At 46.6% G+C, this 25,298-nt stretch carries 23 protein-coding genes and 7 pseudogenes; 8 read left to right on the top strand and 22 right to left on the bottom strand.

The genetic code is table 11. From position 1 onward, the window contains the following. Positions 1 to 10 precede the first annotated feature (10 nt). Positions 11 to 763: pseudogene (locus DXE35_RS08310) on the top strand (HesA/MoeB/ThiF family protein). 4 nt (positions 764 to 767) lie between these two features. Here the strand turns inward: DXE35_RS08310 and ptsP are convergent. The 8 genes and pseudogenes from ptsP to DXE35_RS08350 all read right to left on the bottom strand — a co-directional run bounded on the left by ptsP (position 768) and on the right by DXE35_RS08350 (position 8,298). Beyond that, complete coding sequence (gene ptsP, locus DXE35_RS08315; RefSeq protein ID WP_114690207.1) at positions 768 to 2,519, bottom strand: phosphoenolpyruvate--protein phosphotransferase; 1,752 nt, start codon at positions 2,517 to 2,519, stop codon at positions 768 to 770. 4 nt (positions 2,520 to 2,523) lie between these two features. After that, on the bottom strand, positions 2,524 to 2,793 hold the full coding sequence (locus DXE35_RS08320) for an HPr family phosphocarrier protein (RefSeq protein ID WP_114690208.1): 270 nt from the start codon (positions 2,791 to 2,793) through the stop codon (positions 2,524 to 2,526). Between the two features lie 17 nt (positions 2,794 to 2,810). Further along, positions 2,811 to 3,233, bottom strand: coding sequence for a PTS sugar transporter subunit IIA (locus tag DXE35_RS08325; RefSeq protein WP_114690209.1), 423 nt, complete (start codon positions 3,231 to 3,233; stop codon positions 2,811 to 2,813). Between the two features lie 4 nt (positions 3,234 to 3,237). Further along, positions 3,238 to 4,180 (bottom strand): annotated as a pseudogene (gene gshB / locus DXE35_RS08330) (glutathione synthase). A gap of 28 nt (positions 4,181 to 4,208) precedes the next feature. After that, positions 4,209 to 5,507: a glutamate--cysteine ligase gene (gshA, locus tag DXE35_RS08335; RefSeq protein WP_114690210.1), complete on the bottom strand. Its 1,299-nt coding sequence runs from the start codon at positions 5,505 to 5,507 to the stop codon at positions 4,209 to 4,211. A 105-nt stretch (positions 5,508 to 5,612) separates the two neighbouring features. Then, positions 5,613 to 7,082, bottom strand: coding sequence for an ammonium transporter (locus DXE35_RS08340; protein WP_114690211.1), 1,470 nt, complete (start codon positions 7,080 to 7,082; stop codon positions 5,613 to 5,615). A gap of 16 nt (positions 7,083 to 7,098) precedes the next feature. Beyond that, positions 7,099 to 7,434 (bottom strand): annotated as a pseudogene (locus DXE35_RS08345) (P-II family nitrogen regulator); the annotation flags it as partial. A gap of 24 nt (positions 7,435 to 7,458) precedes the next feature. After that, positions 7,459 to 8,298 (bottom strand): annotated as a pseudogene (locus DXE35_RS08350) (TorF family putative porin). Positions 8,299 to 8,561: 263 nt separating this feature from the next. Here DXE35_RS08350 and DXE35_RS08355 point away from each other — a divergent pair. Next, entirely contained in the window at positions 8,562 to 8,816 is a 255-nt protein-coding gene (locus DXE35_RS08355; protein ID WP_114690212.1) for an accessory factor UbiK family protein, read from the top strand. 27 nt (positions 8,817 to 8,843) lie between these two features. Here the strand turns inward: DXE35_RS08355 and DXE35_RS08360 are convergent, their stop codons facing one another. The 7 genes and pseudogenes from DXE35_RS08360 to DXE35_RS08390 all read right to left on the bottom strand — a co-directional run bounded on the left by DXE35_RS08360 (position 8,844) and on the right by DXE35_RS08390 (position 13,432). Further along, positions 8,844 to 9,386 carry a hypothetical protein gene (locus DXE35_RS08360; protein ID WP_231970106.1) on the bottom strand — a complete coding sequence of 181 codons (543 nt, stop codon included), beginning with the start codon at positions 9,384 to 9,386 and terminating at the stop codon, positions 8,844 to 8,846. 44 nt (positions 9,387 to 9,430) lie between these two features. Beyond that, complete coding sequence (gene lipA / locus DXE35_RS08365) at positions 9,431 to 10,441, bottom strand: lipoyl synthase (protein WP_114690214.1); 1,011 nt, start codon at positions 10,439 to 10,441, stop codon at positions 9,431 to 9,433. Further along, a complete protein-coding gene (gene lipB / locus DXE35_RS08370) occupies positions 10,438 to 11,082 on the bottom strand; it encodes a lipoyl(octanoyl) transferase LipB (protein ID WP_114690215.1) in 645 nt (214 codons plus the stop codon). The genes lipA and lipB overlap by 4 nt, the downstream gene beginning before the upstream one ends. Positions 11,083 to 11,098: 16 nt before the next feature. Next, positions 11,099 to 11,365 (bottom strand): DUF493 family protein, encoded by a 267-nt coding sequence (locus tag DXE35_RS08375; RefSeq protein WP_114690216.1) that lies wholly within the window; start codon positions 11,363 to 11,365, stop codon positions 11,099 to 11,101. Positions 11,366 to 11,386: 21 nt separating this feature from the next. Continuing rightward, positions 11,387 to 12,100 (bottom strand): alpha/beta hydrolase, encoded by a 714-nt coding sequence (locus DXE35_RS08380; protein WP_114690217.1) that lies wholly within the window; start codon positions 12,098 to 12,100, stop codon positions 11,387 to 11,389. Between the two features lie 86 nt (positions 12,101 to 12,186). Beyond that, positions 12,187 to 12,419 (bottom strand): annotated as a pseudogene (locus DXE35_RS08385) ((2Fe-2S) ferredoxin domain-containing protein). A gap of 149 nt (positions 12,420 to 12,568) precedes the next feature. Next, positions 12,569 to 13,432 carry a VanZ family protein gene (locus DXE35_RS08390; protein ID WP_197714026.1) on the bottom strand — a complete coding sequence of 288 codons (864 nt, stop codon included), beginning with the start codon at positions 13,430 to 13,432 and terminating at the stop codon, positions 12,569 to 12,571. Between the two features lie 139 nt (positions 13,433 to 13,571). Between DXE35_RS08390 and DXE35_RS08395 the strand changes: the two genes are divergently transcribed. Both DXE35_RS08395 and DXE35_RS08400 read left to right on the top strand, forming a co-directional pair. After that, positions 13,572 to 14,357 carry a biotin--[acetyl-CoA-carboxylase] ligase gene (locus tag DXE35_RS08395; RefSeq protein WP_114690218.1) on the top strand — a complete coding sequence of 262 codons (786 nt, stop codon included), beginning with the start codon at positions 13,572 to 13,574 and terminating at the stop codon, positions 14,355 to 14,357. Then, positions 14,354 to 15,163 carry a type III pantothenate kinase gene (locus DXE35_RS08400; protein WP_114690219.1) on the top strand — a complete coding sequence of 270 codons (810 nt, stop codon included), beginning with the start codon at positions 14,354 to 14,356 and terminating at the stop codon, positions 15,161 to 15,163. The genes DXE35_RS08395 and DXE35_RS08400 overlap by 4 nt, the downstream gene beginning before the upstream one ends. On the opposite strand, the gene rfaE2 is transcribed toward DXE35_RS08400, so the two are convergent. Continuing rightward, positions 15,160 to 15,648: a D-glycero-beta-D-manno-heptose 1-phosphate adenylyltransferase gene (rfaE2, locus tag DXE35_RS08405; RefSeq protein ID WP_114690220.1), complete on the bottom strand. Its 489-nt coding sequence runs from the start codon at positions 15,646 to 15,648 to the stop codon at positions 15,160 to 15,162. The genes DXE35_RS08400 and rfaE2 overlap by 4 nt on opposite strands. 155 nt (positions 15,649 to 15,803) lie before the next feature. Between rfaE2 and DXE35_RS08410 the strand changes: the two are divergent. Then, positions 15,804 to 16,307: pseudogene (locus DXE35_RS08410) on the top strand (glutathione peroxidase); the annotation flags it as partial. Between the two features lie 47 nt (positions 16,308 to 16,354). On the opposite strand, the gene DXE35_RS08415 reads toward DXE35_RS08410, so the two are convergent. The 3 genes from DXE35_RS08415 to argS are packed head-to-tail and all read right to left on the bottom strand — an operon-like array spanning position 16,355 to position 19,388. After that, entirely contained in the window at positions 16,355 to 17,002 is a 648-nt protein-coding gene (locus tag DXE35_RS08415; RefSeq protein WP_114690222.1) for a thiol:disulfide interchange protein DsbA/DsbL, read from the bottom strand. Beyond that, positions 16,999 to 17,625 (bottom strand): SPOR domain-containing protein, encoded by a 627-nt coding sequence (locus DXE35_RS08420; protein ID WP_114690223.1) that lies wholly within the window; start codon positions 17,623 to 17,625, stop codon positions 16,999 to 17,001. Before DXE35_RS08420 ends, DXE35_RS08415 begins: the two co-directional genes overlap by 4 nt. Before the next feature lie 35 nt (positions 17,626 to 17,660). After that, complete coding sequence (gene argS, locus DXE35_RS08425) at positions 17,661 to 19,388, bottom strand: arginine--tRNA ligase (RefSeq protein WP_114690224.1); 1,728 nt, start codon at positions 19,386 to 19,388, stop codon at positions 17,661 to 17,663. A 35-nt stretch (positions 19,389 to 19,423) separates the two neighbouring features. On the opposite strand from argS, the gene DXE35_RS08430 reads away from it, so the two are divergent. After that, positions 19,424 to 19,741, top strand: a complete 318-nt coding sequence (locus DXE35_RS08430; RefSeq protein ID WP_114690225.1) for a DUF1840 domain-containing protein — start codon at positions 19,424 to 19,426, stop codon at positions 19,739 to 19,741. On the opposite strand, the gene metH is transcribed toward DXE35_RS08430, so the two are convergent. Both metH and DXE35_RS08440 read right to left on the bottom strand, forming a co-directional pair. Beyond that, positions 19,738 to 22,488, bottom strand: a complete 2,751-nt coding sequence (metH, locus tag DXE35_RS08435; protein ID WP_114690226.1) for a methionine synthase — start codon at positions 22,486 to 22,488, stop codon at positions 19,738 to 19,740. The genes DXE35_RS08430 and metH overlap by 4 nt on opposite strands. Further along, the gene (locus tag DXE35_RS08440) at positions 22,485 to 23,549 is read right to left on the bottom strand and encodes a homocysteine S-methyltransferase family protein (RefSeq protein WP_114690227.1); all 1,065 of its coding nucleotides are present in this window, start codon (positions 23,547 to 23,549) and stop codon (positions 22,485 to 22,487) included. The genes metH and DXE35_RS08440 overlap by 4 nt, the downstream gene beginning before the upstream one ends. Before the next feature lie 114 nt (positions 23,550 to 23,663). Here DXE35_RS08440 and DXE35_RS08445 point away from each other — a divergent pair, with 114 nt between their 5' ends. Beyond that, entirely contained in the window at positions 23,664 to 24,074 is a 411-nt protein-coding gene (locus tag DXE35_RS08445) for a PhaM family polyhydroxyalkanoate granule multifunctional regulatory protein (protein ID WP_114690228.1), read from the top strand. Here DXE35_RS08445 and DXE35_RS08450 read toward each other — a convergent pair. Continuing rightward, positions 23,986 to 25,050 (bottom strand): annotated as a pseudogene (locus tag DXE35_RS08450) (MBL fold metallo-hydrolase). The gene DXE35_RS08445 and the pseudogene DXE35_RS08450 sit on opposite strands and share 89 nt — an antisense overlap. A 42-nt stretch (positions 25,051 to 25,092) precedes the next feature. Here DXE35_RS08450 and DXE35_RS08455 point away from each other — a divergent pair. Beyond that, positions 25,093 to 25,287: a DUF1289 domain-containing protein gene (locus DXE35_RS08455; protein WP_114690229.1), complete on the top strand. Its 195-nt coding sequence runs from the start codon at positions 25,093 to 25,095 to the stop codon at positions 25,285 to 25,287. Positions 25,288 to 25,298 lie beyond the last annotated feature (11 nt).

A 25,298-nucleotide genomic window follows, 5' to 3' on the forward strand; every position in this document is an offset into this window, starting at 1 on the left:
CGACCAGCATATGAATGACGAGCAGTTACTTCGCTACTCTAGGCATTTACTGCTTGAAGAAATTGATGTCGCCGGCCAAGAACAGCTTCTAAACGCGCATGCATTAGTGATTGGCGCTGACGGCCTGGGTAGTGCTGCCGCCCCCTATTTAACAGCGGCCGGCGTAGGTCACATCACCCTAGTGGACCATGACGCTATAGAGCTAACTAATGTACAACGCCAAATCATGCACGCTGAAGATAGTATCGGCAAAAGCAAAGTGGCCGCTGGAAAAGAATTTCTGCAGCGCCTCAATTCCAGCATTCGAATTGAAACTATTCAGGCTAAAGCAACTAGTCCGCTACTAGATGAGCTGTTACCAGGTGTGAGCATTGTTTTAGATTGCACAGATAATTTCTCCACTAGGCATCTCATTAACGCCGCTTGCGTCACACATCAAGTCCCGCTGGTGTCTGAATGAGCCCTGAAGTTTGATGGTCAAATAAGCGTCTTTGATACTCGAAATCCTCATTCACCCTGCTATGCCTGCATCTTCTCGCCTGATGATCAGTTTGAAGCAGTGAGTTGCTCTAGCATGGGAATCTTCTCACCTTTGGTGGGAATTATTGGAGCAATGCAAGCCGCTCAAGCTTTGCAACTCTTGATTGGTTTTGGAGAGTCCTTAGTGGGGCGAATGTTGCTTTGGAACGAGCGCACAACCAAAATCGATGAAATCCGCATTAGCCGCAATTCCGCATGTTTAGTGTGCGACTCGGAACGCTAATCGATCAAGACAGCAAGCGCTCTAAAGCCTGTGCCTGCTCCTCAGACTCATAAGCCCTCAGAACTCTAGGAACGCGGGCTCTTAATAAGCCAACATTCGCCTTCAAAATCTCGCGCTTGACCAATAACAACTGACTAAAGTGCATCGAGAAGTCAGTTAGCCCCAATGCCAGCAATAGTCGAGTTGAAGCGGGGTCTCCAGCCATCTCGCCACAAACTGCCACCGGCACATTTGCGCGTTTGGCTTGTTCAATAATGTTTGATAACAAATTCAATATGGCTGGATGCAAGGGGTCGTACAAATGCGCGACCGCATGATCGACACGATCAATCGCCAGGGTGTATTGAATTAAATCGTTTGTGCCAATCGACAGAAAATCAAATCGATTGATAAATAACGGTAGCACTAAAGCGGCAGCTGGAATTTCAATCATGGCGCCCACTTGAATATTGGGATTAAATGCTTTTCCGCGCTGATGTAATTGCTGTTTCGCTTTTTCAATCAATCTAAATGTTTCATCAATTTCTTTCCCATGCGCCAACATCGGAATCATGATGCGCGCTTGACCATGTGCTGATGCGCGCAAGATCGCCCTGAGCTGAGTTAAAAAGATTTCAGGCTCGGTTAGGGACCAGCGAATCGCCCGCAAACCTAATGGCGATGTGCCTGTTTGCGAAATGCCTCCACCACCACCAAAAGCCTTATCAGCGCCAACGTCAATCGTTCGGATATTGACTGGGAGGCCATGCATTAAATCCACCACGCGACGATATTCTTGATATTGCTGCTCTTCGTCAGGCAGTGCCTGCTTGCGATCCATGAATAAAAACTCGGAGCGGAATAAGCCAACTCCTACAGCACCTAACTTAACTGCTTGAATCGCATCTTCTGGCAATTCAATATTGGCGAATAACTCGATCTCAACGCGATCCGCTGTTTCCGTTTTGGCATGTTTTAACTGCTGTAGTTTGCGAGCCTCTTTTAAGACTTGAGTTTGCAGTTTGCGATATTCGGCTAGAAGATGCTCATCAGGAGCGACCACAACAACCCCTCGTTCACCATCCAATACGAGCCAATCCCCATGACGAATCATGTCACTCGCATGTCGCACACCCACTACTGCCGGGATTTCCATGCTGCGCGCCACAATGGCGGTATGGGAGGTCTTGCCGCCAAGATCCGTGACAAAGCCCGTGAAGGCGCGCTCTTTAAAGCGGAGCATGTCATGCAGAGCAATGTCATGAGCAACAATAATGGACTCAACCCCAATATCGCTTACAGGCAACAAATCGGAATCACCTAAGGAATCTTTTTGTTGGGCATTTAGAGCCTTGATCACGCGCTCGGCAACCTGCCGAATATCATTAGCGCGCTCTTTTAGATATGCATCCTCGATTTCAGCGAACTGCTGCAAAAGATCATTGAGTTCGGTAGTTAAAGCCCAGGCTGCGTTTAACCTTTGAGTGCGAATTAATTTAATAGGCTTTTCAGCTAAAGCGGGATCAGCCAATATCATGCCGTGCATATCTAAGAATGCAGCCATCTCTTGGGGTGCATCTTTTGGCAGACCTTGACGCAACTGTTCAAGCTCTAAGCGCACTTGATCAAATGCATCTAATAACTTTTGAGCCTCCGTCTCTTCTTTGCCAGCCTCAACAAGGTAATGACTTACTTCCAATGCTGCGCGAGAAATCAGTACCGCCTTGCCAATGGCAATGCCTTTCGATACCGGAATGCCGTGCAATGCAAAAGTCATTTATTTATTCGCCTTCACCAAAGCGGTCATTAATTAATGCAGTGAGTGCCTGCAAAGCTTCGTCTGCCTTCTCACCCACAGTTTCGAGAGTCACTGTACTGCCCATTCCCGCCGCTAACATCATGACGCCCATAATGCTCTTGGCGTTAATTTGACGCCCATTCCGTGACAAGAATATGTCACAGGGAAACTGCGCTGCTAGCTGAGATAGCTTTGCCGATGCGCGAGCATGCAAACCCAATTTGTTGATGATTTCAATTTCTGCAACAGGCATTAAATAATGACCCCTCTTTATTCTTGATTTACTGTTGCGCCCAAACGCAAGATTCCATGCTGCCCGCCAAAAAGCGCTTTTTGCGCTAACTCTTCTAGACCTTCTCCCCGATGAGAGATGCAGCGCATCAGCATTGGGAGATTAAGTCCCGCCAAGACAATCACAGGCGCATTTAAGCCAGACAAAGGGCCCATAGCTTCCAGCTTGGATGCAACATTCGCAGGAGTAGCGCCCATTACATCGGTCAAAATAAGCACGCCATTGCCGGTGTTCACCCCATAAGCAGCCTTGAGTACGCGATCAAAACTGGCCTTGTTATCTTCGTGAGGTGGAATATCAACTGCCCGAACACGTTCAGGCAAAACACCAAGGGTATGCTCAGCAAATCCCAGCATTGCACTTGCAACCGGTGTATGAGCGACGATGACAATTCCAGCCATATTTTTATACCAATTCTTTCTCTAATGCTGTCAACCAAAATTGCGCAACATTAAAGTTGCTTTGGTCAGTAATTTCAACAAAACAAGTCGGGCTCGTCACATTAATTTCGGTGAGATAGCCACAAATTAAATCTAATCCAACCAAGAATAATCCACGTCGGCTTAAGATGGGCGCTAATTTTTCTGCAACTTTTTTCTCAGTCTCGGTTAAAAGCATTGCGACACCCTTTCCGCCGGCCGCTAAATTACCGCGAATTTCACTACCCTGAGGAATGCGAGCCAGCGCAAATGGCACAACCTCGCCCCCAACTAAAAGTACGCGCTTATCACCCTGAGCAATTTCCGGAAGAAAGCGTTGAACCATTAACGTTCTTTCGCCATTTTCTCCAAGCGTCTCCACAAGACTGGCAAGGTTAAGCCCATCAGCCCCCACCCTAAATACACCCATGCCACCCATGCCGTCTAAGGGCTTTATAACGATATCGCGGTGAGTTTGATGGAACTGCTCAACAGCAGCCAATTCACGCGTAACCAAAGTGGGCGGAATAAGCTCCGGAAATTCTGTAATGGATAACTTTTCCGCATGAGCTCGAACGGCACTTGGTTCGTTAAATACTTTTGCACCTTGAAGAACGGCAGCCGACAGCAACCAAGTGATATTGAGGTACTCAATATCAAATGGAGGATCTGTGCGCATGAGTACCGCAGCAAAAGACTTCAGTGCTCGAGACTCGATGTCGCCCAACTCAAGCCAAGCGGTAGAACTTGGTTTAATCGCCAAAGACTGGCAATCAGCAACAACGAAGTCATCTCTCCATAAAAACATTTCTGCTTTGACAAAACCGCAAATGATGCCCCGCCTCTTGCGCCACGCGCATCATCGCCAGCGTGGAATCTTTTTGAATCTTGAAAGACTCCAGTGGATCTGCAATAAAAAGAAGGTCCATTTTTTCTATTGAGAAATGAGTGTTTTATTTATGCGGCTTCAGCATTGGGGTCAGTACGTTCTAACTCCAATGATGCGGCAAGAAGCGCCAAGCGAGCAACAACGCCATATAAGTAGAAACGATTAGGGGCTGCGCTTCCTGGCTTAGCGCCTAGGTCTGGCATTGAGTTTTGCTCGAATGCCAAAGGGACAAAATGCATGCCAGGCGCATTTAGATTTTCATCTGGGCCACGATCAGTATGTACGCGATAGAAGCCGCCGATCACATAACGATCGATCATGTATACCACTGGCTCAGCGACTGCCTCATTGACCTTTTCAAATGTGTAGACGCCTTCCTGAATCAATACATCGCTTACCTCAAGACCTGCCTTAACCACACTCATTTTGTTGCGATCTTTACGGTTCAAGCCTTTTAACTGAGCAGGATCATTCACTACCATCACACCCATGCCGTACGTGCCCGCATCGGCTTTCACGACTACATATGGCTTCTCTTGGATGCCATATTCACGATATTTTTTCGCAGTCTTTTTCAGAACCTGCTCGACCGCGGTTTGTAACTCGTCCTTACCCTTGCGCTCATGCAAATTAATATTCGAGCAGCTCGAAAAATAGGGGTTGATCATCCACGGATCGATATCTACTACTTTGGCAAACTTCTTTGCCACCTCTTCATAAGCGGCAAAGTGATTCGATTTACGACGAACATGCCAGCCTGCATATAGTCCCGGCAGCAAATATTGCTCGTAAATATTTTCTAGAATCGGAGGAATCCCTGCCGATAAATCGTTATTCAACAAGATAGAGCAAGGATCAAAATCCTGTAAGCCCAAACGTTGCTTCTTCAGGCCGAGTCGAGAAAGCGGCTCCATGAGCAAGCGATTGCCGTCAGGCAACTCAATCCAGGTGGGCTTCTTAATTTCTTCTGAAAAAGTACCGAGGCGAACATTCAATCCAGCTTGACGCAAAATTGAAGAGAGCCGATCGGTATTTTGCAAATAGAAAGTATTGCGAGTGTGCGGCGCTGGAATTAATAGTAAATTTTTTGCTTCAGGACAGATCTTTTCAATGGCAGCCATCGCCGCTTGTACAGCCAAAGGCAACATTTGCGGCGAAAGGTTATTAAACCCACCAGGTAAAAGATTGGTATCTACCGGAGTCAGCTTAAAGCCAGAATTGCGCAAATCAACTGAACAATAAAAAGGTGGCGTATGTTCTTGCCACTCCAGCCTGAGCCAACGCTCAATAGTTGGGGTCGCTTCTAGAACCTTTGACTCTAGTTCGAGCAAAGGGCCACTAAGTGCAGTAATGAGATGTGGAACCATTCCACCATTGTAAGATTATTAAAAGAAAGACGCGGGATCCAGGGATCCCGCGCTTCAAAACTAGGTAGTTAACCAAAACCACCCAGTGAGGGGTAAATCTACAGGTTAAGACTCGTAAGCAGACTCACCGTGAGAGCTAATATCCAAGCCCTCGCGCTCTTGGTCTTCCTTGACGCGCAAACCAATCACAATGTCGCCTAATTTGAAGACAATGCAAGAAACCACGCAAGACCAAATTACAGTCACAATCACGCCTTGGCTTTGAAGCCATAACTGACTAGCAATAGGGTAATCAGGGGCAACAGCATTTGCCACATAATCCCAGATACCTGGTCCGCCCAATGCTGGATCAGCAAACACGCCGGTTAACAAAGCGCCTAAGATGCCACCAACGCCATGCACGCCGAACACGTCCAAGCTGTCGTCTGAACCCAAAATTCGCTTAAGGCCAGAAACACCCCATAAGCAAACCACACCAGCGGCAGCACTGATGATAAGTGCGCCCATTGGACCAACAAAGCCAGCGGCAGGAGTAATAGCAACCAAACCAGCTACGCATCCAGAAGCGGCACCCAGCATGGAAGGATTGCCTTTTGTAATCCACTCAGCAAATGACCAACCCAATACTGCGGCAGCCGTTGCCAATAATGTATTTACGAACGCCAGCACTGCACTGCCATTTGCTTCAAAAGCTGAGCCAGCATTAAAACGAAACCAACCAAACCACAAGAGTGACGCGCCCATCATGACGAATACCAAATTGTGCGGCTTCATTGCTTCCTTGCCATAACCCAGACGCTTGCCAACAACATATGAACCTACTAAGCCAGCGATCGCAGCATTGATGTGCACAACAGTGCCACCAGCAAAATCGAGAACACCCTTTTGCCATAACCAACCAGCACGCGCTGTAATTGCTTCAAGCGATGCAGCATCTTTGATGTCATCAGGACCAGGCCAGAACCAAACCATGTGAGCGATTGGCAAGTAGCTGAAAGTAAACCAAAGAATCACGAACAAAATGATTGCGGAGAACTTTGCACGCTCAGCAAACGCGCCAATAATCAAACAGCAAGTAATGGTTGCAAATGCAGCTTGAAAGGCCATAAACACATATTCAGGGATAACAACACCTTTACTAAAGGTGGCTGCTACGGATTCTGGGTTAATACCTTGCAAGAACAAGCGATCCAATCCACCAATAAATGCCGCGCCTTCACTAAATGCAAAGCTATAGCCATAAAGAGACCATAAGACCGTTATCAATGAAAAGATAAACATACACTGTACGAGTACAGAGAGAATGTTCTTGCTGCGTGTTAAACCACCGCAAAACAAAGCCAAACCAGGCAAAGTCATCAGAATTACTAATGCAGTACACACTAGCAACCAAGCTGTATCCGCTTTATTGCACTTTTCAGAGCAAAGTACTGCAGCAGGTTCTGCCGCAGGAGCGGTTACAGCAGGTTTTTTAACTTCATCAGCATACGCTGGAGAAGTCAACATTACACCAGTAACACCAATAGCCAAAGCCATTGCACCACCAGCGACGAGTCGTTTCATCCAAGTTAACATTTTGAACCTCTCTGTAAAGTGCTGACGCGCCGGTTTCACCGGTACGAATACGAATGACGTGCTCAACTGGTGAGACAAAAATCTTGCCATCACCAATCTTGCCTGTACGCGCGGATTTTTCAATCGCCTCAATCGCACGCTCCAAGATTCCATCTTCAACAGCAGCTTCAATTTTTACTTTAGGTAAAAAATCGACAACATACTCAGCACCGCGATACAACTCAGTGTGACCCTTTTGAAGACCAAAGCCTTTAACTTCAGTAACGGCAATGCCCGAAACTCCCACTTCCGAGAGAGCCTCGCGCACTTCGTCAAGCTTGAATGGCTTGATGATTGCGCTAATTAATTTCATACGTTTCTCCGTTTAGAGTGGCAATTAGAAGGTTTTTGTTAAATAAATCAAATCTGTTTGACCGCCAAGGTTTCTTCCAGATGGTGATGAGTACGCATCAACATTCGCGTAAGAACCTGTGCCTTGCTTAACATTAGTACCCACATAGGCAGCAGATGCAGACCGGCCACCACCAAAGTCTTTGGTTAGGCCCAGCTTCCAATCAACATCGCTAACCGATGCTTGACCAGCTTGGTAGTATTGGCCAGCAATCTTTTGATTGCCAACGTGTCCATTCAAAGTGATGCCATAGAAACCAGTGTCGTAGTTAGCAGTTACATCAAGATAATTAGATCCTGTGCTACTCGTAAAGCCGAATGTATTACTTAGGGCGTAAGAGAATTTCAAAAACCCAGTAACAGGACCGAACGTTGCATTTTGCGCAACGTAAATTTCTGTTGTATTTGGGTTCACAGCACCAGCAACAATTCCGCTGGTTTGGTAATAGTACTGCAAGATACCAATATCTGAAGCAAGCCCCTCAGCAATTCAATCCTTTTTAAAGCCGCCATAAAAATCCATCTCGATAGGCGCGCTCTTAACTGCGTTAGCATCTGACACCCAGCTGATAGAAGAGTTCCAGTTACCGATATACAAACCGCTTTCATGAGCATAGTCAAAGCCACCTTGAATAGCTGGCTTGTCATTCGATGGAGAGATGCCGCGATAGATATAGTTGTTAGTAACAGTAACGTTCTCAGCAATTGGGCTGCCTGCATCCTCGGGATCAGTAGGCGTATCGGCCGCGAATGCTGATGTGCATGCTAGTCCGCTCAACGACGCAACCGCTGCGGCAGAGATTGCTGTCTTTTGAATTGTTCTCATGTGTTACTCTTTACTAGTTTCAAATCAAAATGGGTTAAATGCTTATTGCATGGAGTGATAATGACGGTCGGGCCTATTTTGAATTGCCGCGGATTCCCATAAATAATGCTCTTGCACTTATTTGGTGCTCAATCCTGCACCTGATGTGTGAATTTTGATCATTTTTTGGGGTGTTACCCCTTTTGATGCATTGTTACCAATCCAACTTAAAATATGAATCCGCATCTTTTCTGCAACTTTCAATAGAACTGCGAACATTCATCATGCAAAAACCTGGCGAAATCCTCGAACAAATCCAACGTATCGCTAACGATATGCAAAACAAGGTTGGTGACGCGATTCGTCATTCGCCTGCTCAGGAGATTGAAAAGAATGTGCGCGCCATGATGAACCAGGGATTTCAAAAAATGGACTTAGTGACGCGCGAAGAGTTTGCGCTTCAAACTAAAGTACTCGCGAAGACACGTGAAAAGTTAGAAGCGCTTGAAGCTAAAGTGGCGGCGCTTGAAAAACAGTAGTAGCCAACTACTGTCAAAAATTCAATTTTAGAGTTTTATTCTGGGGGAAAAATCACTAAAGAAGTTTTCATACTCTTCTTTAGTGAAAAAAGTTTTTGCATTTCCTGAACCTGCATGTGTATGCAGGATAGATATTTGATAGATCCAACTATCCCCATTAGGGGCTACGCGATGAATCCAACGAACGCGCATCAGTTGTTGTGATTTCCCATCTTTCTTTAAGGCAAGAAAATAGTCTTTAATTGGCAAGCGTTGTCGTTCGGCTGTTTTATCAAACCCATCCTCAACAACACTCTCGCCACCAGATGCCTTTGCCCTATCAATTAAGTTGGCCTGCAATTGCGAAAGCAGCGTATTTAGTGAAGCGCTTTGACTTACTAGCAGCTGAATAGTGCTGATCGAGTAAATGTCATCATCCATTTTTACCGCTTCACGCGTTTGCAAAAACTCTTGATCAAGATAGGGGATGCGGCGCTCTAATTTATCGGGCTTACCTGGAAATAAAGCGGTATATCTTTCTTGAGGAGATCGGACTGTGCGCCAATCTAGCCTGGGACTACAAGCAATCAAAAAAAATAGAGGCGTCAGTAAAACAACGACTCTAAAGACCCCCTCTAAACAACCCCAGCTCCATGTGCCTGTTGATCCGCATGATAGCTTGAGCGCACCATCGCGCCGACGGCTGCATGGGAGAAGCCCATGGCATAAGCCTTTTCTTCAAACATCTTAAATACATCTGGATGGACATAACGCGTGACAGGCAAATGATGTCCAGAAGGAGCAAGATACTGGCCGATAGTCAGCATGTCGATATTGTGCTCGCGCATATCGCGCATCACTTCCAAAATCTCTTCATCTGTTTCGCCCAAACCCACCATCAAGCCGCTCTTAGTTGGTACATGAGGAAAGCGCACTTTAAAATCTTTTAAGAGTTTTAAAGAATGCAGGTAGTCTGCACCAGGTCTGGCTTGTTTATATAAACGTGGCACTGTTTCAAGATTGTGATTCATGACATCAGGCAATCCACTAAGTGCATGCTCCGCAAAAATATCCAACGCCTTATCCAGGCGTCCACGGAAGTCCGGCACTAACATCTCGATGCGGGTATTAGGCGAAAGAGCGCGTGACTGAGAGATGCAATCCACATAATGTATAGCGCCACCATCGCGGAGATCATCGCGATCTACGCTAGTGATGACAACATAATTGAGTTTAAGCGCAGCAATAGTACGCGCTAAATTAGCCGGTTCTTTTTCATCGAGAGGATCGGGCCTACCATGCCCAACATCACAAAATGGGCAACGACGCGTGCACTTATCACCCATGATCATGAAAGTTGCAGTGCCTTTGCCAAAGCATTCGCCGATATTAGGGCAGCTCGCTTCTTCGCAAACGGTTACCAACTCGTTCTCGCGCAAAATCTTTTTGATTTCAGAAAAACGGGAATTCTTAGAAGCAGCTTTAACTCGAATCCAATCTGGTTTTTTTAGAACCTCCTCTAGAGGAACAATTTTGATTGGAATGCGCGCGGTCTTCTCCCTGGATTTTTGCTTGCGAGATGCGTCGTAGTTGAGGTCTTGGCGCACCTCAATAGTTGTGCTGGAGTCAGGCTTATTTGTTGTCATGATGGGATCAGTTGCTTCTGTAAATGCTGCACAAGCCTTTGGCTAATAGTGTCTATATTGTCCTTGATCCCAAGGGTTTGCATATCAACCGTCTTTAAACCCTGATAGCCACAGGGGTGGATGCGCTTGAAAGCCTCCAAATCCGTTGCTACATTTAAGGCAAGACCATGGTAGGAGCAGCTTTTGGAGACCTTCAGGCCTAATGCGGCAATCTTGGCGCCAATCCACTCCGAGGGCACTCCAGATTGCTCAGAGACATAAATTCCAGTGGCGCCAGGATGTCTTTCTGCCTGAATTCCAAAATCTGCCAGCGCATCTATCACCGCCTGCTCAATCCGTGAAACCAATTCTTTGACGAAAATTCCGAGACGTCGAAGATCCAGTAGTAGGTAGACCACAATTTGGCCGGGACCGTGATAAGTGATCTCACCACCCCGATCAACCTGAACCAGGGGAATATGATTGCTTGGTGAGTGAAGATTGCCCGCGTCCCCAGCCAAACCCAAAGTGAACACCGGAGGATGCTCTAAGACCCAAATCTCATCGGGCGTTTCGTTTGTGCGCTCTTTAGTAAATGCTTGCATCGCCTCATACGTAGACGCGTATTCCGCCAATCCCAGTTGTTTTACTAGAGCCGACATTAGTTAAATTGGTTGATTACAGAACAACACTAACCAACGGATGCGTATATAAAGTTCTATAGAGCTCATCTAACTGCTCACGACTAGTGGCGGTAATTGGCAAGGTGATACCCAGATAGTTGCCGTCTTTAGAGGGCCGTTGCTCAACCTTACTTTCATCGAATGTTGGATCGAATTGCTTGGCGATATGAATAATCGCAGGCAAATATTCTGGGTTTGTTTTACCCATTACCTTGATTGGAAATAAAGAGGGATATTCGATTAAAGATTTTTCTTCAGTCATGGCTTTACTTTCTATATTTAATTATTTGCGGTGATCTGGCATGCCCAACCAAGCGCCGGTAATAATGTTACGAATGCAATGTAAGCGACGATGGAAGAAATGATCGGCACCAGAAACCACCTGTACTGTGCGCTCTTGTGGGCGCGCCCAGTCTAGAACGTCAATCAGTGGAATGGTTTCATCCAATTCACCATGAATCAAAATCGTATCCGCGGGAACTTGAGCCAACGTCCATTTACCAGCGGCGCTACCTACCATCACAAGACGCTCAGCTGGGCGCCCCAGATCCGCAAGCCTTTGCACTACATGGCTGCCAACAAAACTTCCAAAAGAGAATCCTGAAACAACCAATGGCAAAGTATTTGCGTTGGCCACCCACGGCTGACTTGCAGTCGCTTCGCATTGACTCCAGCTAGATGGCGTACGCATCCAATCAGTCACATGAAGTAAATCTTCTAGCTCACCAACACCATCATCATGCACTCCCGCAGTTCCACCTACGCCGCGGAAGTTTGGACGTACGCTAACGTAACCGAGCTGGTTGAAGGCGCGTGCCATTGTTTGGGCCACCTTGTTATCCATTGTTCCGCCCATCAAAGGATGTGGGTGAGCAACCAGAGCCAAACCACGTACTGCGAATAAAGGCTCGTTTTTTAATTCATCCGGAAGATCAATAGACATTTCCATTGAGCCAACAATGCCTTGAATATGAATTACTTTTGTGCGGCTATTCATAAAACACTTTCAATTATTTGAAATCACTAAGTCAATTGCAAGCGCTCAACTACGCGTCCTGCGATTCAATGGGATTGGATAATTTCCTAAACATCTTCAACGTCAACCAAGGTATACCAAATACCCTCTGGGTAGATCACCATTACAGGGCCATCAGCACATCTATCTACACAGCCAGCCTTATGCACGCAGATCTTTCCCGGGCCTGCAAGACCAAGCTCTTTCACTCTTTTTTTGCATAATCAAATAGAGCAAAGGCGTTGTGCTGAGCACAACAATCTTCACCGTTACTACGCTGGTTTAAACAAAAAAAATAAATGGTGTGACAAACTCATAGAAAAATTATATTCATCAATGTTTGGATTTAAGTTCTGTGGCACTGCGAAGCATCCAAATTAGCGCCAGAGGTAGCCATACTACCGAAACCCACTGCATGAGTTCATTAAAGTGCAATAAACGCCCTTGATGTCAGTGCCTAAGGGTCAAAATGAAATAGGGGTTATCAGGCAAAACATTCACCGCTATGGTGATACCAAGCAAGCAAACCATGGTCATCCAAAAGCGATTGCTTTGCTTTAACTGTAGAGCCCATCTCAATAAAACACTTCCCAACACCATGCTCCAGAGAGCGCCCGTAGTGAGCCAGATCAAGCTGAACTCAGCGCCAAACTGAAGCGCCGTAAACCATATCTTAATTAGCACGGTCAAAGCTAAAAGTCCGTTGAGGATGCGCCACTGAGTAGCCTTTGCGCGTAGCCCCCAAGAAAGTAGCAATGCAACTCCGAGCCAACAGAGTGAGGTGATCACCATCTCTTGAGCTACGTGATTGATTACCAAAGTACCCCAATCAACTGAGCCAAAAATGGCATGTCCCCATGCGCCCGTTCCCAGCCATGAGCTTTGCGGATAAATTTGCGACCACGGGAATAACAGAAATAAAGCGCACGCCGCCCAATCCAAGCCAAACCACTGATCAAATCGACGACGCATAGCACTTCCAGAAAGCCACTGCGGTCCCGGAGGAATGGCCAATAAACCACCGAATAAATTAGCCCACCAATCCATCTGACTCGGTATGCGAGTCGGCAGCCAAGACTGTAGCGTTTCTACGCCCAACGCTAGAGCTGCGCTCAGCCCAAGGGCAATCCCTAAAGCTACAAAGTTACGCCAGCGCGGATAGGCGGCAAACATCACCAAAAACCCAAAAGGGATATAAGCCAGAATATTGACTGCTACATCAAATAAAGTAATAAAACGAGGTAACGGGGCATCCAACCAGGCCCAAGCGGATATTCCATTCTGGAAATCAAACTCAAAGGGGTTGAGGCTCACGTAGAGGATCAAGAGCGCGTAACTGAGACTAATAGCCCTAGCCAATGGCATAGCTTGCAGCGGCCATACCAATTTCCGGGGTCGTTGCTCTTTTTGATCCACCCCACAATTCTAGGTCAGACCTTTCTACAATGACGGAATGACTGCAAATTGCATACTTGAGCGCGTTATTGAGACCAGATCAACCAATGATGATCTTTTAGAACGCTGGCGCGCTGGCCAGTTAATTGACCCCGTGGCTCGTATTGCCCATAAGCAAACAGTCGGCAAGGGGCGTGCGGGTCGGTCGTGGTTAGCCAATTCAGAGGATTCACTGTGCTTTTCTTTAGCCTTCCCCTTTAAAAGAACTCCTGCCGAACTTAGCGGCTTGAGTCTACTGGTTGGTCTGGCAGTAATCTCGGGCATTGCCCAAGCCTGCAATCTCAGCGAATCACAACTGCATCAGGCAGGCCTACGTCTAAAGTGGCCAAATGATTTATTGCTTAATAACAGCAAACTCGCCGGCATCCTCATTGAGGGCGGCCAAGCAAAAACAGGCGATACAACCTGGATGATTATTGGTGTTGGCATCAACTTAAGTAACGCAGAATTTATTGCAGCAAATCTGGGCAGCGGACTCAAGGCCATCTCACTTGATCAGATTACAAAAACACTACCTGATACAGAATACCTCTGGCTTAAATTAATTTCCTCACTCGAAAAACATCTTGCGGAATTTGATCTCTATGGATTTCAATCCTGCAGAGAACGCTGGATGACATGGGATGCCTATCGGGATCAAAGTGTATGCATTTCAGGCGCCGGCAAAAACTCCACCTATGGAATCGCAAAAGGCGTTGATGAATCCGGGGCGTTACTATTGCAACAAGAAAACAAAACGATTGCCATTCATGCGGGTCATGTTTCATTGCGGATTCAATCATGAGCCTTTATTTATTCTTTGATGTTGGCAATACCCGTCTCAAGTGGGCGGCCGTGGAGTCCACTGAAAAGCCAAACGTCCAACAAAAAAAATTGTGGGCTTACTCTGGATCTGTCAGCAGCAAATCTTTGCAATCGACAGAGCATCCCGCTGAACTTGCAGACTATATTTCCAAGACACTACCCAAGCCAGACGCTATAGGCTTTAGTTGTGTTGCAGGTGAAGACGCAATCGTCAATCTCAAATCACTATTTCCGCAATGGAGCGATTTGAAGTGGCGGGAATTAAAAGGTGATAGCGCTTACCCAGGAATGCGTAGCCTTTATCAAGACTCCAGCAAACTGGGTGCCGACCGCTGGGCCGCGCTCATTGGGGCTCGAGCCTTATCCAGCTATAACACTTTGGTTGTAAATGCAGGCACCGCCACCACCATTGATTTGCTGGGCTCCAACGGCCTTCATTACGGCGGCTGGATCTTGCCTGGCCTAAGCCTAATGCAAGAAAGCTTACAGAGTAAAACGGCTCAACTCCCTTTAGCGGTTCGCGAAGAAACCAGACAAGAATTTGGCATCAACACGAATGAAGCGATTATCGGCGGATGCGATGCAGCGCAGATCGGCGCCATTCACTACGCACTACTGCAAGCTAAAAAAATGAATTGCCCAGTTGAAAGAATTTGGCTTGATGGTGGCAACGCCAAAATTCTGTTGGATCAAATTAAAAAATCGGATTTACAAAACTGGTCTATTGAGCAAACGAATAGCTTAGTGCTGCGCGGAGTCTGGGCTTGGCTGCTTGCAATCCTTTAAGAGCGGATCTTACCTAAAAGGCTTGTGGTTGAGCGCTCATATAGAAATGGGATAGCGATTGCTTTGCCGCCCCAACTTTTGACTAGGCGGGTTTCTGCCAAGGCATCAATCTCATAATCTCCGCCCTTGACATAAATATGTGGGCGAATTTTTTCAATTAGATTTACTGGTGTTTGCTCAGCAAACAACACGGCCATATCAACGCTCTCCAACGCTGCTAATAGGGCCTGACGATCTGCTTCAGAGTTAATCGGCCTGTCATCGCCTTTACCCAACATCTTGACTGAGGCATCTGAATTCACGCCCACAACCAAGCTGGCCCCCAAGGCACGTGCCTGCGCTAAATAACTAGCGTGACCGCGATGCAAAATATCAAAGACGCCATTCGTAAACACTAATGGCCTAGGGAGATTCGCCAAACGAGTTGCAAGCTGATCTGGCTGGCAAACTTTGGCTTCGAAAGAGGGTGGTGACAACTGACTCATGAATCAATATTAATGGCAATTATCTCATGCCAGCAATATTAGCCAGAATGTCTTAGACTTGGCCCCTATCCAATGAAATTTAAAGGCGCAATATGTACCGCTATCTATTGAACTGCCTATTTGGCTTATTCGCCCTCTTCTATGGACTCTAGATTGCCAATGCAACCAGCTGCGGTCCACTGCTATCGCATGCCTTTCCGCGCCTGCAGGATGAGGCACCACAAAATCTCTGCCAATATCAAGGCAAAGTCATTCTGGTGGTTAATACGGCAAGCTTCTGCGGGTTTACAAGTCAATACGAAGGTCTTGAAAAAATTTACGCCAAATATCAAGATCAAGGTTTTGTAGTTCTAGGTTTTCCATCCAATGATTTTGGACAACAGGAGCCAGGCAGCAATAAAGAGATTGCAGATTTTTGCAAAAACACTTACGACGTCAAATTTCCGATGTTTGCTAAAAGCACAGTCTCCGGCAACAATCCAAATGCCTTATTCAAGATGCTGATTGCCAAGACAGGCACAACGCCAAAATGGCATTTTTATAAGTACTTGCTAGACCGCAATGGCAATGTTGTTGACTCTTATGGAAGCATGACTAAACCAACTAGCAGCAGCATTACCAATCCAATCGAAAAACTGTTGGGAGAAAAGGTTCAGTAATTCAAATGGATTACCATCCATTGCCACACCAGGAAATAACTTAGAGCTTACTGCTTGTATTTATTCTTGCGAATTTTCTCTTCCAAGTACTCCATCACTGCGATTGCTTTCGCCTTAGAACCGGCTATAGAGTGTGAGGTTACATATTTACCTTGCATCACAATAGTAGGCACGCCATCAATTCGATAGGCTTCAGCCAGCTGTTTAGCGGCCCGCGCTGTCGAAATCACCGCAAAGGAACGATACGTCGCTAAGAAAGTGTTGCGATCTATTCCTTGTGAAGCAACCCAATCCGCAATCTCTGACTCCGTTAAAAGACGCTTGTTTTCCTTATGCGTGGCATACATGACTTTTTCATTAAGAGCATCGCCTTTGCCCATGGCTTCAAGGGCATAAAACAATTGGCTGTGCGGCATCAAATCATCACGGAAAGCAACCGGAACTCTTTTAAAGACAACATCTTTAGGTTGGTGTTTTACCCAGCTACTAAGCTCAGGCTCAAAGTCGTAACAGTGAGGGCAGCCATACCAAAAGAATTCGATCACCTCTACCTTGCCTTTAGTTTCTACCGGCTGCGCCACGGGCAATATACGATAGTCAAAGCCTTCTTGAATTTTTTGACCTTGCGCACTGGCAAAGCCACTTAAAGAAAGGAGTGCGAATAATGTAATTACACGTCTGCTACATGAAATCATGATTTACTAGATTTAATTAAAGTTGGTTTAATGCCAATGCCATTTAATTTGTCACGAACTGAGTTACTCTCTTCAACACTGTTGTAAGGGCCTACACGTACGCGCCACAGCGTATTGCCATCACTTGTCACGTCACTCAACTGGGCTTGAATGCCCTGTATCGCCAAATTTGCTTTTTGCGCATCTGCGTCTGCACGCTTTGTAAATGCGCCTACCTGCAAGAAATAAATAGCGTCTGATTTAGCAGTCGAAGTGGAGGAGGCATCTACAGGTTTGTCGGCGGACTTTTTGCCATTAACCAAATCGGCAATCGGATCTGCTGAAGCAGGGGCTGGTGACTTGCCCTGAAGCGGCTTATTTAAATCCACCGGCTCAGCAGGTGTCGCTGTTTCGCCCTCAGCAGGCGCAGCAGAAGGCTTAATAGTCAAAGGTAGGCTTGGGGCGCGCATGCCGGGCCGCTCTTGAGGCGTATTTTTGGAAAGATAAAAAGCGATAACAAACGCAATTCCAAGACCAACACCTAAACCCAAAATAAAGCCTAAGATAGTGCCGCCATATTGGGCATCTCTAGCATCAACCCGATGTTGAACGAAGCCAGTTTGCTGATTCGGTGTTTTCATCATTTCCTCATCTTACATCTTCACTTCGCACATTGCCATTACATCTTTTCTGGCGCTGATACCCCAAGTACTTTTAAGCCATTCTGTAAAACCTGACGGGTTGCAGATAGCAGCGCTAGACGTGCCAATTTTAAATTTTGATCGTCAACCAATACACGATCAGCGTTATAGAAGGTATGGACGTCACCCGCTAAATCACGCAAGTAAAAAGCCAAGGCATGAGGCGCCAATTCTTCGGCGGCAGTTGTCAACAGCTCCGGATACTCTGCCAAACGGCGGAGTAAATGATCGGACACCTTGCTTTGCAAAAGCGAAAGATCTACTGCAGCCAAATCAGATATTTGACCACCCCATTGTTGCAAGATTGAACTAATTCGAGCATGCGCATACTGCACATAGAACACCGGGTTCTCATCATTTTGCTGTAAGGCTAAATCGATATCGAAAAAAAATTCAGTATCTGCCTTACGAGAAATCAAGAAAAAGCGTACTGCATCACGTCCGCGCTGCAAAGCCAATTCTCTTTCTTCTGGCGTCATCTCTGGCGTAACCCCGCCAGACCATTCAACCAAATCACGCACCGTGACATACGAGCCTGCGCGCTTAGAAATTTTCACTTCTTCACCGTGACGCATCACCGTCACCATTTTATGCAGCACATAATCTGGGTAAGTTTTAGGAATATCCCAACCGCGCTTCTGGGCTACGCCCTGTAAACCTGAGCGAACACGGGCAATCGCTCCATGGTGATCTCCGCCCTGGACATTAATCACCTTATGAAAGCCACGGTTCCATTTGCTGATGTGATAGGCGACATCAGGCACAAAGTACGTAAAGCTGCCATCAGATTTACGCATGACACGATCTTTATCATCACCGTCATCTGTAGTCTTTAACCATAAGGCGCCTTCAGATTCATAGGTCTTACCAATGCTTTGCAAATCACCCACAATTTGCGCCACGCTACCATCGGTATACAAAGAAGATTCTAAGTAATAGCAATCAAACTTCACGCCAAACGTTTTGAGATCAATATCTTGTTCGTTACGCAAATAGGCAACGGCAAACTGGCGAATCGCTTCAATGTCATCTTTAAATTCTGGAGAAGCTTTAAACGCAGCGGCAATCTCCGCAATATATTCGCCGTTATAGGCTTGCTCAGGCCACTTCGCGTCACCTGGTTTTAAGCCTTGTAAACGAGCCTGAACTGACAGCGCTAAATTCGCAATTTGCACACCGGCGTCGTTGTAATAAAACTCGCGGTGAACTTTGATACCCTGGGTCGCCAACAAATTCGCCAAAGCATCGCCAAGCGCCGCCTGCCTTCCGTGACCGACATGTAACGGCCCCGTTGGATTGGCTGAGACAAACTCAATCATGGCACTAGAAGTAGACCCGTTACTTAGCTCAGACTCGCCAAAATGCGTTCCCGCAGAAAGTATTTCCTTTACCACCGTAGTTTTAGCGGCATTGCTTAAGCGGAAATTAATAAAACCAGGGCCAGCGATTTCACAAGACGCAATCAGCTCATTGAATCCCGCTTGCTGCTGGAGGCGTTCAACTAAGGCTTGTGCGAGCGCGCGTGGGTTGAGTTTCCAGGCCTTAGAAAGCTGAAGGGCGATATTACAGGCGACATCTCCATGATCAACAGCTTTAGGACGTTCTAGACGCGGGACAGGGGCCTCTTCTAGGCCGCGCTCCTGAGCTAAGCCTGCTAGGGCAGCACTGAGCATTTCAATTAAGCGATTTTTATTAGTAGACAACATAGATAAGTGAGTTTATCAGGTGGTAAGCTATCGAAATGATCTATCAATTTCGCTCAAAAGCTGGTCCAGCCGTCATCATGCTGGCGGACCTGACCAAACGAATTGTTGATATTTTGGGGCGTCCTTTAGAGCCTTGCGGGATTCTGACGATTGAACAGCTCCCAGACCTGATCACTGCGCTAGAAACCGCCATTCTCAAAGACCTTGAAGAGCGAGCTAAGGTAAATGAAGACGCCGAGAATGGGTCTGAGAAGCCGAAGCTAGCCGATCGTCTTGGTCAACGCGCCTACCCATTCCTAGAGCTGATGAAGCAAGCTAGGGCCAAAAACGAACCAGTGATGTTGGGCGTTTAATCCAACAAACTCGCTAGCTGGCGTCGGGTATCTTCGACACTTTGGCCTCGGCGCTTCGCCAAGTCTTCCACCTGATCATCGGAAAGCTTGCCCACATTAAAGTAGCGCGCATCTGGATGAGCCAAATAAAAACCGCTGACGCTGGAAGCCGGATTCATGGCCATAGATTCGGTCAGAGTCATGCCAATATCCTCAGAGCCAATAACGCGTAATAAATCCTCTTTAACCTCATGAGCAGGACAAGCAGGATAGCCAGGGGCTGGACGAATACCGCGATACTCTTCATTAATCATCTGATCATTGGTCAAAATCTCATCGGTTGCGTAACCCCACAGATCAGTACGAACACGATGGTGCATCAATTCAGCAAATGCTTCTGCTAAACGATCTGCTAAGGCCTTCAACATAATGGCGCTGTAGTCATCATGCTTTGCTTGAAACTCAGCCACTTTCTTTTCAACACCATGGCCTGTTGTCACCGCAAAGCAACCAAGATAATCCGTCACACCAGAATCTTTTGGCGCAACATAATCAGCCAAACAACGATTAGGTCTACGTACACCATCCACTACCGGACGCTCAGACTGTTGACGTAAGTTATGCCAAACAAATAAAGGATGTTCGCGCGCTTCATCGCTATACAGAACGATGTCATCACCAACCGTATTGGCTGGATAAAAAGCAACTACCGCATCGGCCTGAAGCCATTGACCCTTAATGAGTTTGTCGAGCAATACTTTGGCATCCGCATAAACCTTGCGCGCCTCAACCCCCACAATCTCATCATCAAGAATTGCTGGGAATTTACCCGCCAAATCCCATGTCTGAAAGAATGGTGTCCAGTCTATGTATTTAGCAATATCACTCAGCACGAAGTTTTTAAATACGCGACGGCCAATAAACTTGGGTTTTTCCGGAACATATGAGGCCCAATCAATCATCTCGCGATTTGTACGCGCCGCTTCGAGAGAAATTGTTGGCGTCGCTTTCTTATTCGCATGCTGCTCACGAATACGCACATAGTCATCGCGCAAATCCTGAATAAACTTCTTCGCACTCTCATCTGATAGCAAACTAGAAGCGACAGAAACCGAGCGAGAAGCATCCGGCACGTAGACTACTGGTCCGTCATAATGAGGGGCGATCTTCACGGCAGTGTGTACACGAGAAGTAGTTGCACCACCAATCATCAACGGGATTTGACGCTCACGGAAATAGTCATCGCGCTGCATCTCTTTCGCGACATAAGTCATCTCTTCGAGCGATGGCGTAATCAAACCAGACAGACCAACGATATCGGCATTCTCTTCCTTCGCACGCTTTAGAATCTCTGCGCAAGGAATCATCACACCCATATTGGCAACTTCAAAGTTATTGCATTGCAGAACAACAGTCACAATATTTTTACCAATATCGTGCACATCCCCCTTCACGGTCGCCATCACAATCTTGCCCTTGGCTTTGGCATCGCCACCAGCAGCAATGTGTTGACGCTTTTCTTCTTCGATGTACGGAATCAGAATGGCAACAGCCTGTTTCATCACGCGCGCACTCTTAACCACCTGAGGCAAGAACATCTTGCCGGCACCAAATAAATCGCCAACGACATTCATGCCGTCCATTAGCGGACCTTCAATCACTTCAATTGGTCTACCGCCAGCACCCATAATTTCCGCACGCAACTCTTCCGTATCTCCTTCAATGAAGGTGGTAATACCCTGTACCAGAGCATACGTAAGACGTTCGCGCACAGGAGCTTCGCGCCATACTAAATTTTCAACTTGCTTTGCGCCGCCGCCCTTAAATTGATCAGCGATTTCAAGCAAACGCTCCGTTGGCGTTTTGCCATCTTTCTCTTTAAAGCGATTAAGAACAACGTCCTCAACACGCTCACGTAATTCAGGATCCAAATCGGCGTATACACCCAGCTGGCCTGCATTCACGATGCCCATATCCATACCAGCCTGAATGGCGTGGTACAGGAATACAGTATGAATTGCCTCCCGCACGCGGTCATTACCGCGGAATGAGAAGCTCACATTAGAAACACCGCCGCTGACTTTGGCGCCCGGCAAATTCTCTTTAATCCAACGAGTGGCATTAATAAAATCCACCGCATAGTTGTCATGCTCTTCAATACCGGTAGCAATCGCAAAAATATTTGGATCAAAAATAATATCTTCAGCAGAAAAACCAATTTCGTTAACCAAAATCTCGTAGCAGCGCTGACAGATTTCAGTCTTACGCTTAAATGTATCAGCCTGACCAACCTCATCAAAAGCCATGACTACTGATGCGGCGCCATAGCGACGAATTAAGCGCGCTTGCTTTCTGAAAGGCTCCTCACCCTCTTTAAGGGAGATGGAGTTAACAATGGGCTTACCTTGAATACATTTCAATCCTGCTTCAATGACGCTCCACTTCGAGGAATCAATCATGATAGGAACACGAGCGATATCAGGTTCCGAAGCAATTAAATTCAGGAAGCGTGTCATCGCCGCTTCAGAGTCCAGCATCGCTTCATCCATATTGATGTCGATGACTTGCGCGCCATTCTCAACTTGTTGACGTGCTACTGCGAGCGCTTCATCAAATTGATTATTCAAAATCATGCGGGCAAATGCTTTTGAACCAGTGACGTTAGTGCGCTCACCGATATTGACGAACCCAACATCGGCTGTAACGTTAAATGGCTCAAGACCTGAAAGCTTCATAGCCGGCATCAATTTTTTGTCTATCTTACTCATGCTGCCACCTGCTCATTTTCACGATAGAAAGCGCGTGGCTTTCTTTTCGCGACAGCATTTGCAATTGCGCGAATATGATCAGGCGTAGTACCGCAGCAGCCACCAACTACATTGACTAAGCCGTCCTTAGCAAAGCAATCAACCAAGCTAGAGGTAATCTCTGGGGTCTCATCAAAGCCGGTATCACTCATGGGATTCGGCAAGCCCGCATTAGGATAGCAAGAGACAGCGGCATCGCAAATACGCGCCAACTCTGCGATATAAGGACGCATCAAGGCAGCACCCAGGGCACAGTTCAAACCAAAGGTGAGCGGCTTGATGTGACGCAAGCTATTCCAAAACGCTTCAACGGTTTGACCAGACAAAATACGTCCAGATGCATCGGTCACTGTACCAGAAATCATCACTGGTAAACGCTCACCAGTCTCCTCAAAAAATTCATCAAGCGCAAAAAGTGCAGCCTTGGCATTCAGCGTATCGAAAATCGTTTCGACTAAAAAGAAATCTACGCCGCCAGCAAATAAACCTTCAATTTGTTCGCGATAGGAAGCACGTAAAGCATCAAAAGTGACATTACGTGCACCTGGATCATTTACATCTGGTGAAATACTCGCGGTCTTAGGTGTAGGCCCAATCGCGCCAGCAGCAAAACGTGGCTTGTCAGAAGTGCTATATTTTTCACAAGCAGCGCGTGCCAATCTAGCAGAGACTTCATTCATCTCGCGAGCTAGACCAGCCATTTTGTAATCTTCCTGCGCTACTGAAGTCGCGCCAAAAGTATTGGTCTCAATAATGTCTGCACCCGCATCTAAATACTGCTCATGAATCTTGCTAATGATTTGGGGTTGAGTCAGAACCAATAACTCGTTGTTACCTTTAATGTCGCCAGGATGATCGGCAAAGCGTGCGTTCCCCGGAAAACCACGGTAGTCGGCTTCAGTTAACTTGTATTGCTGAATCATGGTGCCCATGGCGCCATCCAAAATCAGAATGCGCTGCTTTAAAAGCTCAGGCAGCTTTTGACCGCGGGTGTAAGGCTGGAACAAACCATTAGATTGCATTGTTAAACCTGGATTAATCTCTAGAATCCCTTATTCTATTGGAAAAGCCACTTTTCATTTACCACGGAGCCCCTATGGTTTAGAACCATTCCAGAATTTAATCAAAACCTAGAAATGTTTAAAACCATGTGGGGGCAAGGTGCGGCAGGTCAAGCTGGACAGTTTCCCTTTACAGCGGATGCATCAAAGGCTGCCGGGGGCTTTGGAGCCGCATTTCCCGGCCTAGATGTAGATGAGCTAGAAAAACGCATTAAAGACCTGAAAAGCGTTGAAAACTGGCTCAATTTGAATCTGAATATCCTTAAATCCACTATTCAAGGCCTCGAAGTTCAGCACGCAACGATGATGGCGCTCAAATCCTTTGGAGATGCCGTATCAGCAGCGGGCGCAGCGGCAACTGGTGCTAGCGAATCATCTGAAAGCAAAACAACTAGCGCTAAACCGCAGAAAACCGCAACACGTCGTCGTCGCAAAGCTGGCGACGCAACTTATCTCGACGAAGTAGGTAATTCAGATGAGCAATAGCTTCACCCATCGCAAACGTGAATTGATGAATATTTAATTCACGCTTCAATAAAACCGGCACAATCTCTCGCGCATGCGCCGGTTTTTTACATGCACCTAAGGGATCCGCCAAACACTCATCATGATGCGTTTTTAATTGGGCAATACGTGGTCTAATTCCAGTAAATGGCTTGCCATGCGATGGCAGCACCAAAGTGTTTTCAGGTAAAGCTAGATATTTTTCGATCGAGTCCAAATATAAGCCGAGAGGATCGGCGTCTGGATCCGCATCATAAACACTCACGTTAGTAGAGATGCGGGGCAACAACATATCTCCGGAGATCAGCACGTCCAGCTCTTTACAAAAAAGCGAGGCATGTTCAGGCGTATGCCCATAACCCATGATGACTTGCCAGGCACGTCCACCAATCAAAATATCTTCGCCATCAATAATGCGACGATATTGACGCGGCACCCCTGGAACCATATTATACTAATTTGAACGCGCCCGAATTTTTTCTAAATCTTCTGGCGCCGTTAAGCCATGTCTGTGAAAATGATCTGCTGAGCCACCACTGCCAGCGCGAGCACCAACTGCAGCACCACCTTCTTTACAGCATAACCATTGAGCAGTTAGGTAGTCTGTCATGGAGATCCACATAGGCACATTCCACTTTTCACACACCCATTGCGATAAGCCTACGTGATCAGTATGCATGTGGGTCACAGTAACGCGCAACACCGGCAAACCTTCAAGTTGAGTAGCGAATCATTGCTCCCAAGAGGCTCTGGTCTCATCACTCGCAATGCCACAATCAACAATCGTCCACCCAGCCATACCATCAATTTCATCACGCAGCAGCCAGAGATTGATGTGATCTAGGGCAAATGGCAAACGCATTCTGAGCCAACGAATACCCGGCGCAACCTCAATACTAGCGCCCACTTCCGGAAGCGCATCTCCTAATGGATAATGGATTGCAGCTTCAGCATTTATTTTGTTTTGAGTATTCATGGTTTAGCGTAATTGCTTTGATTTTTGACTTCTAGGTTTGCGTTTCCAACAGTTCCATCGCTTTGCATTAATTGGTATGACATTAATCCTGAAAATGGTTTTTGTCGTGGCTGCTATCGTACCTTGACTGAAATTGCCGATTGGTCAGATCTGACCAATCCTGAAAAGCTCGAGGCATTAGCGCAAATCCCCAATCGCAAACCTCAAGCTCCACAATAAAACTGATTTTT

This window comes from Polynucleobacter necessarius (assembly GCF_900095215.1).
Taxonomy (GTDB): Bacteria; Pseudomonadota; Gammaproteobacteria; order Burkholderiales; family Burkholderiaceae; genus Polynucleobacter; species Polynucleobacter necessarius_H.

Bases quoted from the DNA above. Each gene is read 5' to 3' on its own strand.
- metH (WP_114690226.1), bottom strand. From the start codon at position 22,488: ATGAGTAAGATAGACAAAAAATTGATGCCGGCTATGAAGCTTTCAGGT.
- DXE35_RS08395 (WP_114690218.1), top strand. From the start codon at position 13,572: ATGACTGCAAATTGCATACTTGAGCGCGTTATTGAGACCAGATCAACC.
- DXE35_RS08415 (WP_114690222.1), bottom strand. From the start codon at position 17,002: ATGATTTCATGTAGCAGACGTGTAATTACATTATTCGCACTCCTTTCT.
- argS (WP_114690224.1), bottom strand. From the start codon at position 19,388: ATGTTGTCTACTAATAAAAATCGCTTAATTGAAATGCTCAGTGCTGCC.
- DXE35_RS08340 (WP_114690211.1), bottom strand. From the start codon at position 7,082: ATGTTAACTTGGATGAAACGACTCGTCGCTGGTGGTGCAATGGCTTTG.
- DXE35_RS08375 (WP_114690216.1), bottom strand. From the start codon at position 11,365: ATGACTGAAGAAAAATCTTTAATCGAATATCCCTCTTTATTTCCAATC.
- gshA (WP_114690210.1), bottom strand. From the start codon at position 5,507: ATGGTTCCACATCTCATTACTGCACTTAGTGGCCCTTTGCTCGAACTA.
- DXE35_RS08430 (WP_114690225.1), top strand. From the start codon at position 19,424: ATGATCTATCAATTTCGCTCAAAAGCTGGTCCAGCCGTCATCATGCTG.
- ptsP (WP_114690207.1), bottom strand. From the start codon at position 2,519: ATGACTTTTGCATTGCACGGCATTCCGGTATCGAAAGGCATTGCCATT.
- rfaE2 (WP_114690220.1), bottom strand. From the start codon at position 15,648: ATGAGTCAGTTGTCACCACCCTCTTTCGAAGCCAAAGTTTGCCAGCCA.
- DXE35_RS08355 (WP_114690212.1), top strand. From the start codon at position 8,562: ATGCAAAAACCTGGCGAAATCCTCGAACAAATCCAACGTATCGCTAAC.
- lipB (WP_114690215.1), bottom strand. From the start codon at position 11,082: ATGTCGGCTCTAGTAAAACAACTGGGATTGGCGGAATACGCGTCTACG.
- DXE35_RS08445 (WP_114690228.1), top strand. From the start codon at position 23,664: ATGTTTAAAACCATGTGGGGGCAAGGTGCGGCAGGTCAAGCTGGACAG.
- DXE35_RS08420 (WP_114690223.1), bottom strand. From the start codon at position 17,625: ATGATGAAAACACCGAATCAGCAAACTGGCTTCGTTCAACATCGGGTT.
- DXE35_RS08325 (WP_114690209.1), bottom strand. From the start codon at position 3,233: ATGGCTGGAATTGTCATCGTCGCTCATACACCGGTTGCAAGTGCAATG.
- DXE35_RS08320 (WP_114690208.1), bottom strand. From the start codon at position 2,793: ATGCCTGTTGCAGAAATTGAAATCATCAACAAATTGGGTTTGCATGCT.
- DXE35_RS08380 (WP_114690217.1), bottom strand. From the start codon at position 12,100: ATGAATAGCCGCACAAAAGTAATTCATATTCAAGGCATTGTTGGCTCA.
- DXE35_RS08400 (WP_114690219.1), top strand. From the start codon at position 14,354: ATGAGCCTTTATTTATTCTTTGATGTTGGCAATACCCGTCTCAAGTGG.
- lipA (WP_114690214.1), bottom strand. From the start codon at position 10,441: ATGACAACAAATAAGCCTGACTCCAGCACAACTATTGAGGTGCGCCAA.
- DXE35_RS08440 (WP_114690227.1), bottom strand. From the start codon at position 23,549: ATGCAATCTAATGGTTTGTTCCAGCCTTACACCCGCGGTCAAAAGCTG.